Genomic DNA, 14,377 nt, shown 5'->3' with positions numbered 1-14,377 from the left:
CCCAGAGGTTGATCAAGAAGTTTGCGTCATCGGGGACGACTTTCCTGACCTGAACCTCTTGGTCAACTGGGCGGGACGGGTGGGCGAGGCTCGTAGGGAGTGGATCATGCTTTTCAGGGCACGGAACCAGCGTCGACGAGGAGTGCGCGAGCAGGGCCCGTCCGGTCTGCCGAGCGATGAGCAGGGGCCGGCCTCCCCGAGTGGGGGCCGGGCCCTTCTGTCGTCACGGGGCCAGGTCAGGGCGATTGGCGCGCAGCCAGGCCGGCACCTCGGTGCGCCCGGCCGAGCTGTTCGATCGGTTCATCGCCTGGACGAAGCCACGCCGCACGCGCAGCCTGCCCACCTGAGCACTACTCCGCCCGAGGGGAGAGGCTCGGCTCTGCGGGGTGGGGCCTCTCCTCGTATGCCTGGCGGGAGCCGCACACCTCGGACAGGGAGCACCGCTTGGTCTCGCCCCCGGTGAGCTGGCGGACGACGACGGTTTCGCTCGGCGGGTGCCGGGACACCACCTTGGCCTGGCCATCCGCGGTCTCGACCCGCTGGCCCGGGCTCGGGTAGGAGGTGCCGGCTTCGGCATAGAGCGGGTGCTCGTACTTCAGGCAGCACATCAGCCGGCCGCAGGCCCCGGAGATCCGCAGCGGGTTCAGCGGGAGGTCCTGGTCCTTGGCCATCCGGATGGTCACCGGCTCGAAGTCGTTGAGGAAGGTGGCGCAGCACAGGTCCCGGCCGCAGGAGCCGATGCCGCCCTGCACCCGGGCCGAGTCCCGGGCGGAGAGCTGTCGCAGCTCCACCCGGCAGTGCAGGGTCGCGCCCAGGTCCCGGACCAGGGAGCGGAAGTCCACCCGGTGCGGGGCGGTGAAGTAGACGGTCGTCCGGTCCCCGGTGCCTTCGGCGGCGGCGAGGACATGGTCGACCGCCACCACCTTCATCGGCAGGCCGTGCTCCCGGATCAGCCGCTTCGCGGCCACCTTCGCCTCGGCCTTGCGCCGCCGCAGCAGCTCGTCGCGGCGCAGGTCGTCGTCGTCGGCCAGCCCGGCCAGCTTCGGGAAGCCGGCGGTCTCCTCGGTGACCCACTGGGCGGCCCAGACGCACTCCGCCACCTCGGGACCGTCGTCGGTGGGGACGAGCACCCGGTCGCCGACCTGCGGACGGAACTCCCCCGGGTCGAGGTAGTAGAGCCGCCCGTACCGGTTGAAGCTGACCGCGCAGAGCATGCCCATGCCTTCAGCCTACGACGGATCGACGGAACCCGGCCGGACGCTGCCGCCGGGCACCCCGCCGGGAGCCGGAGCGGGTCACGGTCAGCCGATCCGCAACGGGCCACCGTGGTACGACGGACCGCCCGTCGACCGCCAGGTCGACTCGGCCAGACTGGGCGACCACTGGCGCAGCAGCGTCTCCGCCCCGTCGTAGGCCACGCCGAGCACCGAGAGCACCCGGGTGGCGATCTCGGCCGCCGCACCGGCCCCGGCGGCGGGCCCGGCACCGGGGGCGGTCGCCGCCCGGACCCGGACCGCCTCGGTGGAGCCGAGCACCTCGGCCAGCACCCGGGCCACCGCCAGCCGGCTGCCCTCCACCCAGTCGGCCAGCGCGTCGGCGTAACCGGCTGTCGACTCCAACCTGCCGACCAGGCTCTCCGGCCCCTCGTCCAGATGGCGCAGCAGGGCGGTGCGGGCCTCGTCGTAGGACGCCCCGGCCGGACCGGACCAGACGCCCGGGTCGGTGAGGGCGGCGCAGGCGTCGTCGTACCCCCGGACGAGGCGGCGCACGGCGTGCCCGGCGGTCGCCAGCGGCGCGGGATGCAGGTCGAGGAAGGCGCGCAGGGCCTCGCCCGGCAGCAGTTGCATCCGGCGCAGCAGCGGCCAGACCGGATGCGCCTCGGGGGCACCTGCGGCGAGCAGCGTGTCGACCCGGGCGAGCAGGTCGAGGCCGGGCTCGGCGAGCCGGTCCAGCGGGTCCATCACGCCTCCCCGGCCAACCGGCGGCGGGCGTCGTCGTCGGTGGTGGCGTAGCGGTCGGCGGCGCTGCGGACGGCCGACGCGGCGGCGGCCAGCCGGGCGGCGGCGGCACCCGCCTCGCGGGACCGCCCGTCGGTGGCGGTGGCCCACTGCCGATGCAGGGCGCGGCCGACCTCGCCGGGACGGCCGGCGGAGTGCGCGCCGAACGCCGGGTGCGGCGGATCACTGACGGTGACCGTCCGGGACAGGGTGGCGAGGGTGGCGCTGGCCTCGTCGAGGCGGTCGGCGAGGGCGCGCAGGGCGTCCACCTCAGGCCCCCGCGAGCGGACGGTAGGCGGTGAAGGTCTCGTTGTGCAGTTTCTCCCGGGCCCACTGGGCGGCATCGGCGGCGGCCGTGACGGCGGCCTGCACCGAACCGGCGACGTCCCGTGGGTGCCGGTTGTGCAGCGGGCCGAGGAAGCGCACGTCGGTGATCCGGCCGCCGGCGGTCACCACCACCTCGACCAGCCCGTCGGGCGAGCGGACGGTCACCTCGACGGTGTCGACCGCCCGGTCGAACTCGGCCTGGAGGGATTCGATCCGGCGGTACCGCCGCACCGCCTCCTCGATCCACGCCTCGTCGATCTCGCCGCGCGGCATCCGATCTCCCCCCAGGTCGACCTCACCCTGCGTACCACCACGATCACCGCGGCCCCCTCGGGACCGTACCGCACGCCGTCAACGCGTGTCGATGGGCGGAAACGGGCGTCAGCCCCGCCAGAGGGAGAGCATCATCGCCTCCACGGCGATGCGCGGTTTGACGTTCGCCTCGATCGCCGCCCGACACGCCAGCACCGCCTCCAGCCGACGCAGCGCGCCCTCGGGGGCCCACTTCTGCCCGCCCGCCTCGGCCAGCGCGGCGGTGTCGGTGTGCACCGGGGCGACCGGCGCGCGCCACGCCGAGGTGAGCGCGTCCCGGTAGAACCCGGCCAGGTCCACCAGGGCCCGGTCCAGGGCGTCCCGCTGTGCCCGGGTGGCCCGGGACTTCTGCCGCTTCTCCAGCTCCTTGAGCTGGCCGGCGGAGCCGCGGGTCGCGCCCGCCGCGCCCCGGCCGGTGCCGCCCGCGCCCAGCGCGGTCTGCAACGCGGCCCGCTCGGCCGCATCGGTCTCCGACACCGACGCCTCGGCCTCCGCCTCGGCCTCCGCGATCAGCGCCGACGCCGCGTCCAGCGCGGTGCCCACCCCGGTCAGCCGGCGCGGCACCGCCAGCACCGCGTCCCGACGCTGGCGCGCCTCCGGGTCGCGGGCCAGCCGCCGGGCCCGCCCGACGTGTCCCTGCGCGGCGGCGGCCACCCACTGCGCCACGTCGGGCGCGACACCGTCCCGCCGGACCAGCACCTCGGCGACCGCCGCCGCCGAGGGCTGCCGCAGCGGTACGACCCGACACCGCGACCGGATCGTCACCGAGATGTCCTCCGGGTGGGTGGACGGGGCGCAGAGCAGGAAGACCGTCCGGGGCGGTGGCTCCTCGACGGCCTTGAGCAGCGCGTTGCCGGCCGCCTCGGTGAGCCGGTCGGCATCCTCGATGATCACCACCTGCCAGCGTCCGCCGGACGGGGTGCTGGCCGCCCGGAGCACCAGGGCGCGCATCTCGCCGACGCCGATGGAGAGCCCCTCGGGGGCCACCAGCCGGACGTCGGCGTGGGTGCCGGTGAGCGTGGTGTGGCAACCGGGGCAGGCCCCGCAGCCGGTGCCGTGCACGCACTGGAGGGCGGCGGCGAAGGCACGGGCGGCCACCGAACGACCGGAGCCGGGTGGGCCGGTGAAGATCCAGGCGTGGGTCATCCCGGCCGTCGGGTCGACGGCCGTCGCGTCCGGGGCGGCCGTCGCGTCCGGGCCGGCCGTCGCGTCCGGGCCGGCCGTCGCGTCCGGGGCGGCAGAGCCCTCGACCACGCCGGGGGCGGCTGCCGGGGCACCGCCGGAGGCGGCGGGAACAACGGCGTCGGCGGCGGCCAGCGCGTCCAGGTCGTCGTACTCCTGGTCGGCGGCGGTGTCGGCGGCTGGGAGGTGGGCGGCGCGGAACACGGCGGCGGCCGACGCGGCGGCCCGGCGCAGCGTGTCGACCGCGTCGGTCTGCCCGACCAGGTCGGCGAAGACGTCCGGCATCAGGTGCGGTGCTCCACGCCCACCAGCTCCGTGTCGGATAACTCGGGCTGGACCGAGGTGTCCGGCCCGTGCGCCGGGCGGGGGTGCACGATGCCGGCCGGGTCCACCAGGACCTCCTCGACCCGGCGGCCGACCAGGCCGGCGATCTCCTCGACCGGTCGGGCGGCGTCGAGCACCAGGTAGCGCTTCGGGTCGTTGGCCGCGAGGTCGAGGAAGGCGTAACGGACCCGCTCGTGGAAGGCGACGGATTCGGCCTCCAGCCGGTCGGCCCCCTGGTTGCGGGCGGCCACCCGGGACAGGCCGGTACGCGGGTCGACGTCGAGCAGCACCACCAGGTCGGGCTTGAGCCCGCCGGTGGCCCACGAGGAGAGCCAGGAGACCTCCTCGACCGGCAGCGTACGGCCGGCGCCCTGGTAGGCCAGGGACGAGTCGACGTACCGGTCGCTGATCACCACCGCGCCCCGGATCAGGGCGGGGCGGACCACGGTGGCGACGTGGTGGGCCCGGTCGGCGGCGTACAGCAGCGCCTCGGCGCGCGGGGACGGCGCGTCGGCGGAATCCTCAAGCACCAGGGCACGGATCCGCTCCCCCACCACTGTGGCACCCGGTTCACGGGTCACCACCACGTCCCGGGCCTGCGCGCGCAGGCGGGCGGCGAGCGCCTCCAACTGGGTGGACTTGCCGGCCCCCTCGCCGCCCTCGAAGACCACGAAGAGCCCGTTGGAGACGAACGGCTCGGCCGGCAGCAGTGGCCGGCCCCGCATCGAACCCCACAGGTCGGCCAGGACCGGCACGCCCTTCTTGTCGTCCATCTGACCGAACGCGCTGATCCCGGCGAAGATGCCGGCCAGACCGGCGGCGAGCAGCAGCAGGCGGGTGGAGGAGACCGAGATGCCGAGGTCGGCGATGGTGAGCTGGCGCGAGCCGCCGACCCCGACCAGCAGGCTGCTCAGCGCGATGGCCAGGATCAGCACCAGCCGGGTGCCGATCTGCACCACGGCGAAGACCCGGCCGCGCACCTCGTCGGCGACCTCGCCACCGAGCAGCGTGGTGCCGGCGAGGAAGGCCATCCCGGCGCCCGCGCCCACCATGATCGCGCCGAGGATGGCCATCGACAGGTGGATGGCGAAGGCCAGCACCAGCACGGAGGCGCTGGCCAGCACGATGCTCATGCCGAACCAGCGGCGGCGGGACATGTCCCGGACGATCATCGGCCCGAGCCCGATGCCGATCGCCAGGCCGATGAAGATCGCGCCGAACAGCATGTAGAAGGCGGCGTCACCGGCGCCCAGGGAGGCGGCGAAGAACTTGGCGGTGCCGATCACGATGCCGCCACCGGCGAACGCGCCGAAGATGCCCAGCACCAGGCCCCGGACCAGCGGGGTCTGGCCGATGAACTTCCAGCCCTCGGTGAACTGGCTGAACATGCCCTGCTCGGCGCGCTCACCCCGCTCCCGGGCCTGGGCCTGGCTGATCTCCTTGATGCCGAAGGCCACCACCAGCGCGGTGGCCAGCCGGGAGAGGGCGTTGAACCAGAGGGCGAGCTGCGCCGGCTCGGCCCAGCCGGGCATCTCCCCGCCGGTGACCCCGCGCACGCTGCGGTCCAGCACCGCCAGGCCGATCGCGGCGGCGACCGGGGTCAGGCCGTACGTGGTGATCAGGGTGAGCTGGTTGGCCGTCTCCAGCCGGGCGCGCGGGATGAGGTTGGGGACCGCGGCCTCCTTGGCCGGAATCCAGAGCAGGGTGATCGACTCGATCAGGAAGGTGGCGATCGCCGCCCAGGTGACCACCACTCCGCCGCGGACGCCGAGCAGCGCGACAAGCGGGATCGAGGCGAAGAGCAGGAACCGGAGCAGGTCGCAGATGACCATCGTCCAGCGCCTGTCGAAGCGGTCGGCGAGCACGCCGGCCACCGGCCCCAGCACCAGCGCCGGGAGCAGCCGGATCGCGATCACCCCACCGAACACCGCACCCTGTGCGGTGCTGCCGGACACCTGGGCGGCGGCGAAGACCGAGGTGGCGAGCAGGCCCAGCCAGTCGCCGAAGGACGCCGCGCCGAGCACGATCCAGAGCCGTCGGAACGGCCGGATGCGCAGCACCGAGCGGATCGCCGCCGCACCGGACCGGTCGGTCTGGGCGGTCACGCCGCCGGGCGGTGTCCCGGACGACGACGCGCCGGACGACTCGCCGTTCTGCTGGCTTTCGATGGCCGTACCTCCACGTGCCGGCCCAACACTGGGCAGTCCCGGTGGAACACTCTAGACCCGGTGGGAGCCTCCCCACCGGCGACATTCTCCTGCTCGCCGAGCCTAGGCCGCGAACACCACCGACCGCAGCCCGGTAGGACGTGAGGGTATTTCGCATTGCCGTCCCGACAGTTAGCGTGCATTCGTGGTCATCGACAGCGACACCCTGCGCGAACGCCTCGACAAGGCGACCGCCCACCTCGACCCGCCCTACGCCGTGGTGGACCTCACCGCCTACGACGCCAACGCCGCCGCGCTGGCCGCCCGTAGCGCCGGCAAACCGGTCCGCGCCGCCAGCAAGTCCATCCGGGCGCGCGAGCTGCTCACCCGGGCACTCGGGCAGCCCGGCTGGGCCGGTGTGATGGCCTTCACCCTGGCCGAGGCGAACTGGCTGGTCCGCTCCGGCGCGACCGACGACGCGCTGGTGGCGTACCCGACCGCCGATCGGGGAGCGCTCGCCGAGCTGGCCGCCGACCCGCAGCTCGCCGCGGCGGTCACCCTCATGATCGACAGCACCGGGCAACTGGACCTGATCGACACGGTGTGCCCCCCGGGCCGCCGCCCCGAGCTGCGGGTCTGCCTCGACCTGGACGCCTCCTGGCGACCCCTGCGCGGGCGGGTGCACGTCGGGGTGCGCCGCTCGCCGGTGCACAGTGCCCGGGCCGCCGGCGCGCTGGCCGCCGCCGTCGGCCGTCGGGCCGGCTTCCGGCTGGTCGGTCTGATGTCGTACGAGGCACAGATCGCCGGTCTCGGGGACGCCCCGCCCGGACAGGCCGTGCTCAGCGCCGCGATCCGGATCGCCCAGCGCGGGTCGTACCGGGAACTGCTGGCCCGCCGGGGGGCGGCGGTCACCGCCGTCCGCGAACACGCCGACCTGGAGTTCGTCAACGGCGGCGGCACCGGCAGCGTGGCCGCCACCAGCGCCGACCCCTCAGTCACCGAGGTCACCGCCGGCTCGGGCCTGTACGGGCCGACGCTGTTCGACGCGTACCGGGCCTGGCGGCCGGCCCCGGCGGCGTTCTTCGCCTGCGCGGTGGTCCGCCGGCCGACCCCGCAGATCGCGACGGTGCTCGGCGGCGGCTGGATCGCCTCCGGCCCGGCGGCGAAGAGCCGGCTGCCCCGACCCTGGCTGCCGGCCGGGTTGGCACTGGTCGGCAGCGAGGGCGCGGGCGAGGTGCAGACCCCGCTCACCGGTGCCGCCGCAGCGGACCTGCGGATCGGCGACCGGGTGTGGTTCCGGCACGCCAAGGCCGGCGAACTCTGCGAACGGGTCAACGAACTGCACCTGGTCGACGGCGACACGGTCGTCGCCACGGTGCCCACCTACCGGGGCGAGGGCCGCGCCTTCCTCTGACGGCGTCCCACGCCCAGGGCCGGGCGCGGCTCAGGGCTGGGCGCGGCCTAAGGCTGGGCGACGGGCCCGGCCGGGGCCTCGACGTGCCGGTGCAGGTATTCGCGGATGAGCGCCTTGGCCTCGGCGAGGACCCGCTCGTCGCCCTCCGGCTTGCGGCGGAACGCCAGCTTGATCAGGGCGTCGGCGGCCTCGACGGCGATCTCCAGGCAGAACCGTAGGCGCGGCTCGTCGATCATGCCGAACCGTTCGGTGAGCACCCGGGCCAACTGGTCGGCGATCACGCCGTTGTTGTCCCGCTGCTCGTCGAGCAGGTGCAGGTCGACCACGTCGCCGAAGTGCAGGGTCCGGAAGCCCGGGACGGTGCGGTGCATGGAGATGTACTCGTCGATCCCGGCGTCGACACCGTCCCACCAGTGGGTCAGGTCGTCCGAGGCGAACCGCTCGTCGAGGCGCTGGAGGTAGGACTCCATGGTGCGCAGGGTCAACGCCTGCACGATCGCCCGTTTGTCCGGGAAGAACTGGTAGACCGACCCGATCGCCACCTCGGCCCGCTCGGCGAGCAGCGTGGTGGTCAACCCCTCGTAGCCCACCTCGTCGACGAGCTCGGCACAGGCGTCCAACATCCGTTGGACGCGCGCGACACTTCGACCCTGCACCGGAACGCGGCGCAGCGGTCCGGTCGTGGCGGCTGGTGTGGACACTCGGCGCCACCCCCCTTCGACGAAAGAACATATCCACATGTCACGAGGCCGTGACTACCGGTACAACGAGCGGACCTCGATTGCGGTATTTACCAGGCACAACGTTCCTGATATGAAGGCAGTTCACATTCATGTCGAGGAGCGCCGATGGCCGGTACCGCCACCGCTTGGTCCAACTGGGCCGGCAACCAGCACAGCGTCGCCACCGCCATCCTGCGCCCTACCACCGTCGAGGACATAGCCGAGGCGGTCCTGGACGTGGCGGGCGCGGGTGAGCGGATCCGGGTGGTCGGCAGCGGCCACTCGTTCACCCCCATCGCCCTGTCGGACGGGCGGCGGATGGAGTTGTCCGCGCTGCGGACCGAGGTCCGGGTGGACCGCGACGCCCGGCTGGTCACCGTGCCCGCCGGGACGACCCTGCGGGCGCTCAACGCGCTGCTCGCCGGGCACGGCCTGGCCATGCCCAACCTGGGCGACATCGACGCGCAGACCATCGCCGGGGCGATCTCCACAGGCACCCACGGCACCGGCGCCGCGTACGGCTGCCTGTCCACCTTCGTCGAGGCGCTCACCATGGTCACCGGCACCGGTGAGGTGCTGCACTGCTCGGCCCGGGAGCACCCGGAGATCTTCGCCGCCGCCCGGGTCGGGCTGGGGGCGCTCGGGGTGCTGGTGGACGTCACGCTGCGCTGCGTGGACGCCTTCACCCTGCGCGCGCACGAACGGCCCGCCCCGCTGGACGAGGTGCTGGGCGACCTGCCCGGACTCGTCGGCCGACACGACCACGTCGAGTTCTACTGGTTCCCGTACACCGACCGGGTTCAGGTCAAGACCAACGACCGGGTGCCGGCCGACGACCGGCCGCTGCCCCGCTGGCGGGGCTGGCTGGACGACGACTTCCTCGCCAACACGGTCTTCGCCGGGGCCTGCCGGCTGGGCCGCGCCGTGCCGGCGCTGGCCCCCGCCATCAGCGCGGTGTCCGCCCGGGCGCTCACCGAGCGCACCTACACCGGGCGCTCCGACACCGTCTTCTGCACCCCGCGCCGGGTCCGCTTCGTGGAGATGGAGTACGGCATCCCGCGCGCCGCCCTGCCGCAGGCGCTGGCGGAGCTGCGGCGCATCGTCGACCGGCTGCCGTTCAAGGTGCTCTTCCCGGTCGAGGTGCGGTTCACCGCCGCCGACGACATCTGGCTGTCCCACGGCTACGGACGCGACTCGGCCTACCTCGCCGTGCACCAGTACGTCGGCATGCCACACGAACCGTACTTCCGGGCCTTCGAGGAGGTCGCCGCCGGGCTCGGTGGCCGCCCCCACTGGGGAAAGCTGCACTACCGGGACGCGGCCTCCCTGGCGACCGCGTACCCGAGGTTCGCCGACTTCCAGGACCTCCGCGCCCGCCTCGACCCCGGCCGGGTCCTCACCAACCCGCACCTGGACCACATCCTCGGCCCCTAACTCACCCCCAACCACCGCGAGCTTGGCAGGAAGTGGCCCTCCTGGGGCCGTTTCCTACCAAGATCCCGACGGACCTGCCGGGTGGGTGGGGGGGTGGGTTACTCGGCGGCGGTGGTGGCCTTGCGGGGGGTGGCCTTCTTGGCGGGGGCCTTCTTGGCCGTGGTGGCCTTGGCGGTGGCGGTCTTCTTGGCGACCGTGGACTTCGCGGCGGCGGTCTTCTTCGCCGCCGTCGCCTTGGTCGCCGTCGTCTTCTTGGCGGGGGCCTTCTTGGCTGCGGTCTTCTTCGCCGCCGCCTTCTTCGGCGCGGGACCCTTGGCCCGCTTCTCGGCCAGCATCTCGGACGCCTGCGCGATGGTCAGCTCCTCCGGGGTCTGCCCGCGCCGCAGCGACGCGTTGAACTCCCCGTCGGTGACGTACGGCCCGAACCGCCCGTCCTTGATCACCAGTGGCTTCTCGGTCAGCGGGTCGACGCCCATCTCGCGCAGCGGGGGCGCGGCGGCCCGACGCTGGCGGGTCTTCGGGGCGGCCAGCAGGGCCAGCGCCTCGTCGAGGGTGACGGTGAACATCTTGTCTTCCGAGTCCAGCGAGCGGAACTCGTCACCACGCTTGACGTACGGGCCGTAGCGGCCGTTGTTGGCGACCACTTCGCCGCCGTCCGGGGCAACACCGAGCACCCGGGGCAGGCTGAGCAGCTTCAACGCCTCGTCGAGGGTGAGCGAGTCGGGCGTCTGCGTCCGCAGCAGGGACGACTTCCGCTCGCCGCTGGCGACGTACGGGCCGAACCGGCCGGACTTGAGCAGGATCGGTTCCCCGGTGGCCGGGTCGTCGCCGAGCTTGCGCTCGCCGCCACCGCCGAGGAACAGCTCGTGCACCTTCTCCGGGGTCAGCTCGTCGGGGGCCAGCCCCTCCGGGATAGGTGCCCGGTCGCCCTGGCTGCCGCCCTCCTCGCCGTCGACCTTCGGTGCCGGCTGCTCGCCGGGGACCGACCGCTGCAGGTACGGCCCGAACCGGCCGACCCGGACGACGACCTCACGCCCCTCGTCGTCGGTGTGCAGCGGGATCGAGTTGACGCTGCGCGCGTCGATCTCGCTGATGTCCTCGGTGACCAGCTTCTTCAGCCCGCCCGCGTGGGCGATGGCCTGGTCACCGGTGCCGTTGCTGCTGCCGAAGTAGAACGCGGTGAGGAAGTCGACGGCGGCGTGGTCGCCCCCGGCGATCTCGTCCAGCTCGTTTTCCATGCTGGCGGTGAAGTCGTAGTCGATCAGGCGCGGGTAGTGCCGTTCCATCAGCCCGATCACCGCGAACGCCAGGAACGTCGGGATCATCGCCTGGCCGCGCTTGGTCACGTAGCCGCGGTCCTGGATCGTCTGCATGATCGACGCGTACGTCGACGGGCGGCCGATGCCCAGCTCCTCCAGCGACTTGACGAGTGACGCCTCGGTGAACCGGGACGGCGGCTGGGTGTGGTGGCCCTGCGCGGCCAGCTCGTCGGCGGTCAGCGGCTGGTCCTTGACCAGGGTGGGCAGCCGCCGCTCGGCGTCCTCCGCCTCGGCGTTCTCGTCGTCGGACGACTCGACGTACGCGCGCAGGAAGCCGGGGTCGGTGATGGTCTTGCCGGTGGCGCCGAAGTCCGCCTCCTCCTGGGCGGCGGAGACCGCCCGGATGCGCACCGAGACGCTGGAGCCGACCGCGTCGGTCATCTGCGAGGCGATGGTGCGCCGCCAGATCAGCTCGTAGAGCTTGAACTCCTCGCCGGACAGCTCCTTGGCCACGTCGCCCGGGGTGCGGAAGTTGTCCCCCGCCGGGCGGATCGCCTCGTGCGCCTCCTGGGCGTTCTTCACCTTGCCGGTGTAGCGGCGCGGCTCCGGCGGCACGCTGCGCTCGCCGTACAGCTCGACGATCTGCCGGCGGGCCGCCGCGATGGCGGTCTCCGACAGGTTCACCGAGTCGGTACGCATGTAGGTGATGTAGCCGTTCTCGTAGAGCCGCTGCGCGGTGCGCATCGTCTGCTGCGACGAGAACCGCATCTTGCGGGCCGCCTCCTGCTGCAGGGTGGAGGTGATGAACGGCGCGTACGGGCGACGACGGTAGGGCTTCTCCTCGACCCGGGTGACGGTGAACGGCCGCCCGTCGAGCCGGGCCGCCAGCCCACGGGCCCCGCTCTCGTCGAGGTGCACCACGCCCGCGCCGGGCCGTACCTTGCCGGTGGTCGGCTCGAAGTCCTTGCCGGTGGCGATCCGGTCGCCGTTCAGGGCGACCAGGGTGGCGTTGAAGTGGCGTGGGCCCTCGCCCGGCTTCGCCACCGCCAGGGTGGCGAGGATGTCCCAGTACTCCGCGGTGCGGAACGCCATCCGCTGGCGTTCCCGCTCGACCACGATCCGGGTCGCCACGGACTGCACCCGGCCCGCCGAGAGCCTCGGCATGACTTTCTTCCACAGCACCGGGGAGACCTCGTAGCCGTACAACCGGTCGAGGATGCGGCGGGCCTCCTGGGCGTCGACCAGATCCCTGTCGATCTCCCGGGGGTTGGCCACCGCGGCCTGGATGGCCGGCTTGGTGATCTCGTGGAAGACCATCCGCTTGACCGGCACCTTGGGCTTGAGGGTCTCCACCAGGTGCCAGGCGATTGCCTCGCCCTCGCGGTCCTCGTCGGTGGCCAGGAAGATCTCGTCGACCTCCTTGGCCAGCTTCACCAGCTTGTTGATCTGTTGCCTGCGGTCGGCAGAGACCACGTAGAGGGCGTGGAAGCCGTTGTCGACGTCCACCCCGAGCCGGGCCCACGGCTCGCCCTTGTACTTGGCCGGCACGTCGGCGGCGTTGCGGGGGAGGTCCCGGACGTGGCCGAAGCTGGCCTCCACGACGTACCCCGGGCCGAGGTAGCCCGAGATCGTCTTGGCCTTCGCCGGTGACTCGACGATGACCAGACGGGTGGTTCCAGCTCTGCTCGGCACGTCTCTCCCCGACCTCACTCCTGCTCCGGGCCCGATTCGGGCCGTGTTGCGCCCGCCGGACCATCGTCGGTCCGGATGTCCAACGTAACGCGCCGTCCGGGTTCCGGGTCCCGGGGGCGGCAAACAGCGTTCGCGCGGCGGCACCACCGACGCCGCACGGGCCTCAGCGGCCGGACGGCGCCACCGTACACCGTGGGTAGGGCCCGAAGTGGGCCACGGTGACGATGACAGCCCCCCGACCTGGGCGAACCCCGCTGTTCACAGAGTGAGACGGTAGCCCTACCGTCCGCGATACTGTCCTTGATCGGACAGTAGACCCGCGCACGGTCACGGTCCGGCCGGGTCACGGCCAGAGGTCGGCGGGGGCGGCCGGTGGGCGGTCGCCGACCAGCTCGGCCAGCCGGGCCAGCCGCCGGACGCCGATCCGGTACGCCGGTCCGCCCGCCTCCGCCTCCTCCAGCAGCGCCGCCGGCAGGCCCACCACCGCGAGCGCCGCCCGCACCACCGGCCACCACGGCTCGTCGCGGGGATCCAGGCGCAGCAGCAGGCCGGCGTCGTCGGCGGCGCCGGCAGCGGCCAGCCAGAGGCGCAGCCGCCGACCGTGGAGATGGAAGTGGGCGGGTGGGCGCTTGACCCCGCCGGCCAGCCAGGCAGTCGCCAGCGGGGCCAGGGTGGTCAGGTACGAGGTACGCACGACGTAACGCTGCTCGCCGGTCGCCTCCCAGCCCGCCGCGAGCCCCCGGCGGGCCAGCTCGGCGACGAGCACGTGCACCCGCCAGGCCGCGTCCACCTCGACGGACAGCCTGGCGGTACGCCCCATCCGGTGCACCTCCGCCGGGCCGGCCAGCAGCCCGGCCAGGTCGGCGACGGACGGATCGGCGGCCTCGGTGCCGAACAGCGACAGTTGGCGCACCGGCTCTCCGGGCGGGTCGGCACGACTCAGCGACACTCCGGGACCTCGTCGAAGGCCTGTTTGAGCTCTTCCGAGTTGAGCCGCCCGGTGTCCAGCGCGCTCGCGTCGTACTCCTTGTTGAGCTTGTCCACCGCGGCCTGGACCCCGTCGTAGAACGCGGTGGCCTGCCCGGTGTCCAGGGCGTCGATGGTGTCCCCGGCGCGCCCGTAGGCGTCCCTGATCTTCTCCAGGGAGGCGCGGAAACCCTTCGACACCTCGTCGCCGTGGTCGGTCTCCGGGATGCCCGCGTCGGCGATCCGGCGGCGGGCCGTCTCGCTCGCCTGCTCGGCACCGGCGAAGAGCCGCACCAGGTTCTCCTTCGCCTGCGCCGGGGTGGTCTGCGCGGTCATCTGCTGGTGGGTGCTGCTGGTGAGCTTGCTGATCTCGGCCCGCCACGGGGTGAGCGCCTCGCAGACCGAGGCCGCCCAGGCCCGGGGGGTGGGCCCCCCACCGCAGCCGGCGACGACGAGTACGAACGTGGCGAGGACCACCGTGAGCTTTCCGGCGGCACTCGCCCGACACGTACGCATGCGATGCAGCGTACGGCCTCCGGGTGATTGCGCCAGCGGTCAGGTTTCCCGCCGGCCGGCCGGCGCAGCGGGCCCCCGGGGCGGC

The 14,377-nt window shown here is 73.4% G+C and carries 12 protein-coding genes; 2 read left to right on the top strand and 10 right to left on the bottom strand.

All coding sequences use genetic code 11. The features are described 5' to 3' along the window. Positions 1–350: 350 nt before the first annotated feature. The 6 genes from AC0AIB_RS10515 to tmk all read right to left on the bottom strand — a co-directional run bounded on the left by AC0AIB_RS10515 (position 351) and on the right by tmk (position 6,202). Entirely contained in the window at positions 351–1,220 is an 870-nt protein-coding gene (locus AC0AIB_RS10515; protein WP_465096497.1) for a PSP1 domain-containing protein, read from the bottom strand. An 81-nt stretch (positions 1,221–1,301) separates the two neighbouring features. Further along, complete coding sequence (locus AC0AIB_RS10510) at positions 1,302–1,961, bottom strand: hypothetical protein (RefSeq protein WP_328340770.1); 660 nt, start codon at positions 1,959–1,961, stop codon at positions 1,302–1,304. Further along, positions 1,961–2,266 carry a hypothetical protein gene (locus tag AC0AIB_RS10505; protein WP_328340772.1) on the bottom strand — a complete coding sequence of 102 codons (306 nt, stop codon included), beginning with the start codon at positions 2,264–2,266 and terminating at the stop codon, positions 1,961–1,963. The genes AC0AIB_RS10510 and AC0AIB_RS10505 overlap by 1 nt, the downstream gene beginning before the upstream one ends. A gap of 1 nt (position 2,267) precedes the next feature. Continuing rightward, on the bottom strand, positions 2,268–2,597 hold the full coding sequence (locus tag AC0AIB_RS10500) for a YbaB/EbfC family nucleoid-associated protein (protein WP_328340774.1): 330 nt from the start codon (positions 2,595–2,597) through the stop codon (positions 2,268–2,270). A 108-nt stretch (positions 2,598–2,705) separates the two neighbouring features. After that, a complete protein-coding gene (locus tag AC0AIB_RS10495) occupies positions 2,706–4,103 on the bottom strand; it encodes a DNA polymerase III subunit delta' (RefSeq protein WP_465096496.1) in 1,398 nt (465 codons plus the stop codon). Further along, a complete protein-coding gene (tmk, locus tag AC0AIB_RS10490; protein ID WP_465096499.1) occupies positions 4,103–6,202 on the bottom strand; it encodes a dTMP kinase in 2,100 nt (699 codons plus the stop codon). The genes AC0AIB_RS10495 and tmk overlap by 1 nt, the downstream gene beginning before the upstream one ends. Before the next feature lie 292 nt (positions 6,203–6,494). Here tmk and AC0AIB_RS10485 point away from each other — a divergent pair, with 292 nt between their 5' ends. Beyond that, a complete protein-coding gene (locus tag AC0AIB_RS10485; RefSeq protein WP_328340778.1) occupies positions 6,495–7,703 on the top strand; it encodes an amino acid deaminase/aldolase in 1,209 nt (402 codons plus the stop codon). A 47-nt stretch (positions 7,704–7,750) separates the two neighbouring features. On the opposite strand, the gene AC0AIB_RS10480 is transcribed toward AC0AIB_RS10485, so the two are convergent. Further along, positions 7,751–8,326, bottom strand: coding sequence for a TetR/AcrR family transcriptional regulator (locus AC0AIB_RS10480; protein ID WP_328340780.1), 576 nt, complete (start codon positions 8,324–8,326; stop codon positions 7,751–7,753). Between the two features lie 225 nt (positions 8,327–8,551). On the opposite strand from AC0AIB_RS10480, the gene AC0AIB_RS10475 reads away from it, so the two are divergent. Beyond that, a complete protein-coding gene (locus AC0AIB_RS10475) occupies positions 8,552–9,859 on the top strand; it encodes a D-arabinono-1,4-lactone oxidase (protein WP_328340782.1) in 1,308 nt (435 codons plus the stop codon). A gap of 98 nt (positions 9,860–9,957) precedes the next feature. On the opposite strand, the gene topA is transcribed toward AC0AIB_RS10475, so the two are convergent. The 3 genes from topA to AC0AIB_RS10460 form a co-directional block, all read right to left on the bottom strand. Next, positions 9,958–12,810 (bottom strand): type I DNA topoisomerase, encoded by a 2,853-nt coding sequence (gene topA, locus AC0AIB_RS10470; RefSeq protein ID WP_465096495.1) that lies wholly within the window; start codon positions 12,808–12,810, stop codon positions 9,958–9,960. A gap of 343 nt (positions 12,811–13,153) precedes the next feature. Further along, a complete protein-coding gene (locus AC0AIB_RS10465; RefSeq protein ID WP_465096494.1) occupies positions 13,154–13,759 on the bottom strand; it encodes a hypothetical protein in 606 nt (201 codons plus the stop codon). Beyond that, positions 13,750–14,292: a hypothetical protein gene (locus tag AC0AIB_RS10460; RefSeq protein WP_328340788.1), complete on the bottom strand. Its 543-nt coding sequence runs from the start codon at positions 14,290–14,292 to the stop codon at positions 13,750–13,752. The genes AC0AIB_RS10465 and AC0AIB_RS10460 overlap by 10 nt, the downstream gene beginning before the upstream one ends. Positions 14,293–14,377: the final 85 nt, after the last annotated feature.

The organism is Micromonospora sp. DSM 43699, from assembly GCF_055517075.1.
The sequence above is the reverse complement of the archived record's forward strand: the minus strand, read 5'-3'. Positions and strand labels throughout refer to the sequence as shown.

Excerpts from the sequence above, each read along its gene's own strand:
- AC0AIB_RS10495 (WP_465096496.1), bottom strand. The coding sequence starts at position 4,103 with ATGCCGGACGTCTTCGCCGACCTGGTCGGGCAGACCGACGCGGTCGAC.
- AC0AIB_RS10500 (WP_328340774.1), bottom strand. The coding sequence starts at position 2,597 with ATGCCGCGCGGCGAGATCGACGAGGCGTGGATCGAGGAGGCGGTGCGG.
- AC0AIB_RS10475 (WP_328340782.1), top strand. The coding sequence starts at position 8,552 with ATGGCCGGTACCGCCACCGCTTGGTCCAACTGGGCCGGCAACCAGCAC.
- AC0AIB_RS10510 (WP_328340770.1), bottom strand. The coding sequence starts at position 1,961 with ATGGACCCGCTGGACCGGCTCGCCGAGCCCGGCCTCGACCTGCTCGCC.
- AC0AIB_RS10515 (WP_465096497.1), bottom strand. The coding sequence starts at position 1,220 with ATGGGCATGCTCTGCGCGGTCAGCTTCAACCGGTACGGGCGGCTCTAC.
- AC0AIB_RS10460 (WP_328340788.1), bottom strand. The coding sequence starts at position 14,292 with ATGCGTACGTGTCGGGCGAGTGCCGCCGGAAAGCTCACGGTGGTCCTC.
- AC0AIB_RS10480 (WP_328340780.1), bottom strand. The coding sequence starts at position 8,326 with ATGTTGGACGCCTGTGCCGAGCTCGTCGACGAGGTGGGCTACGAGGGG.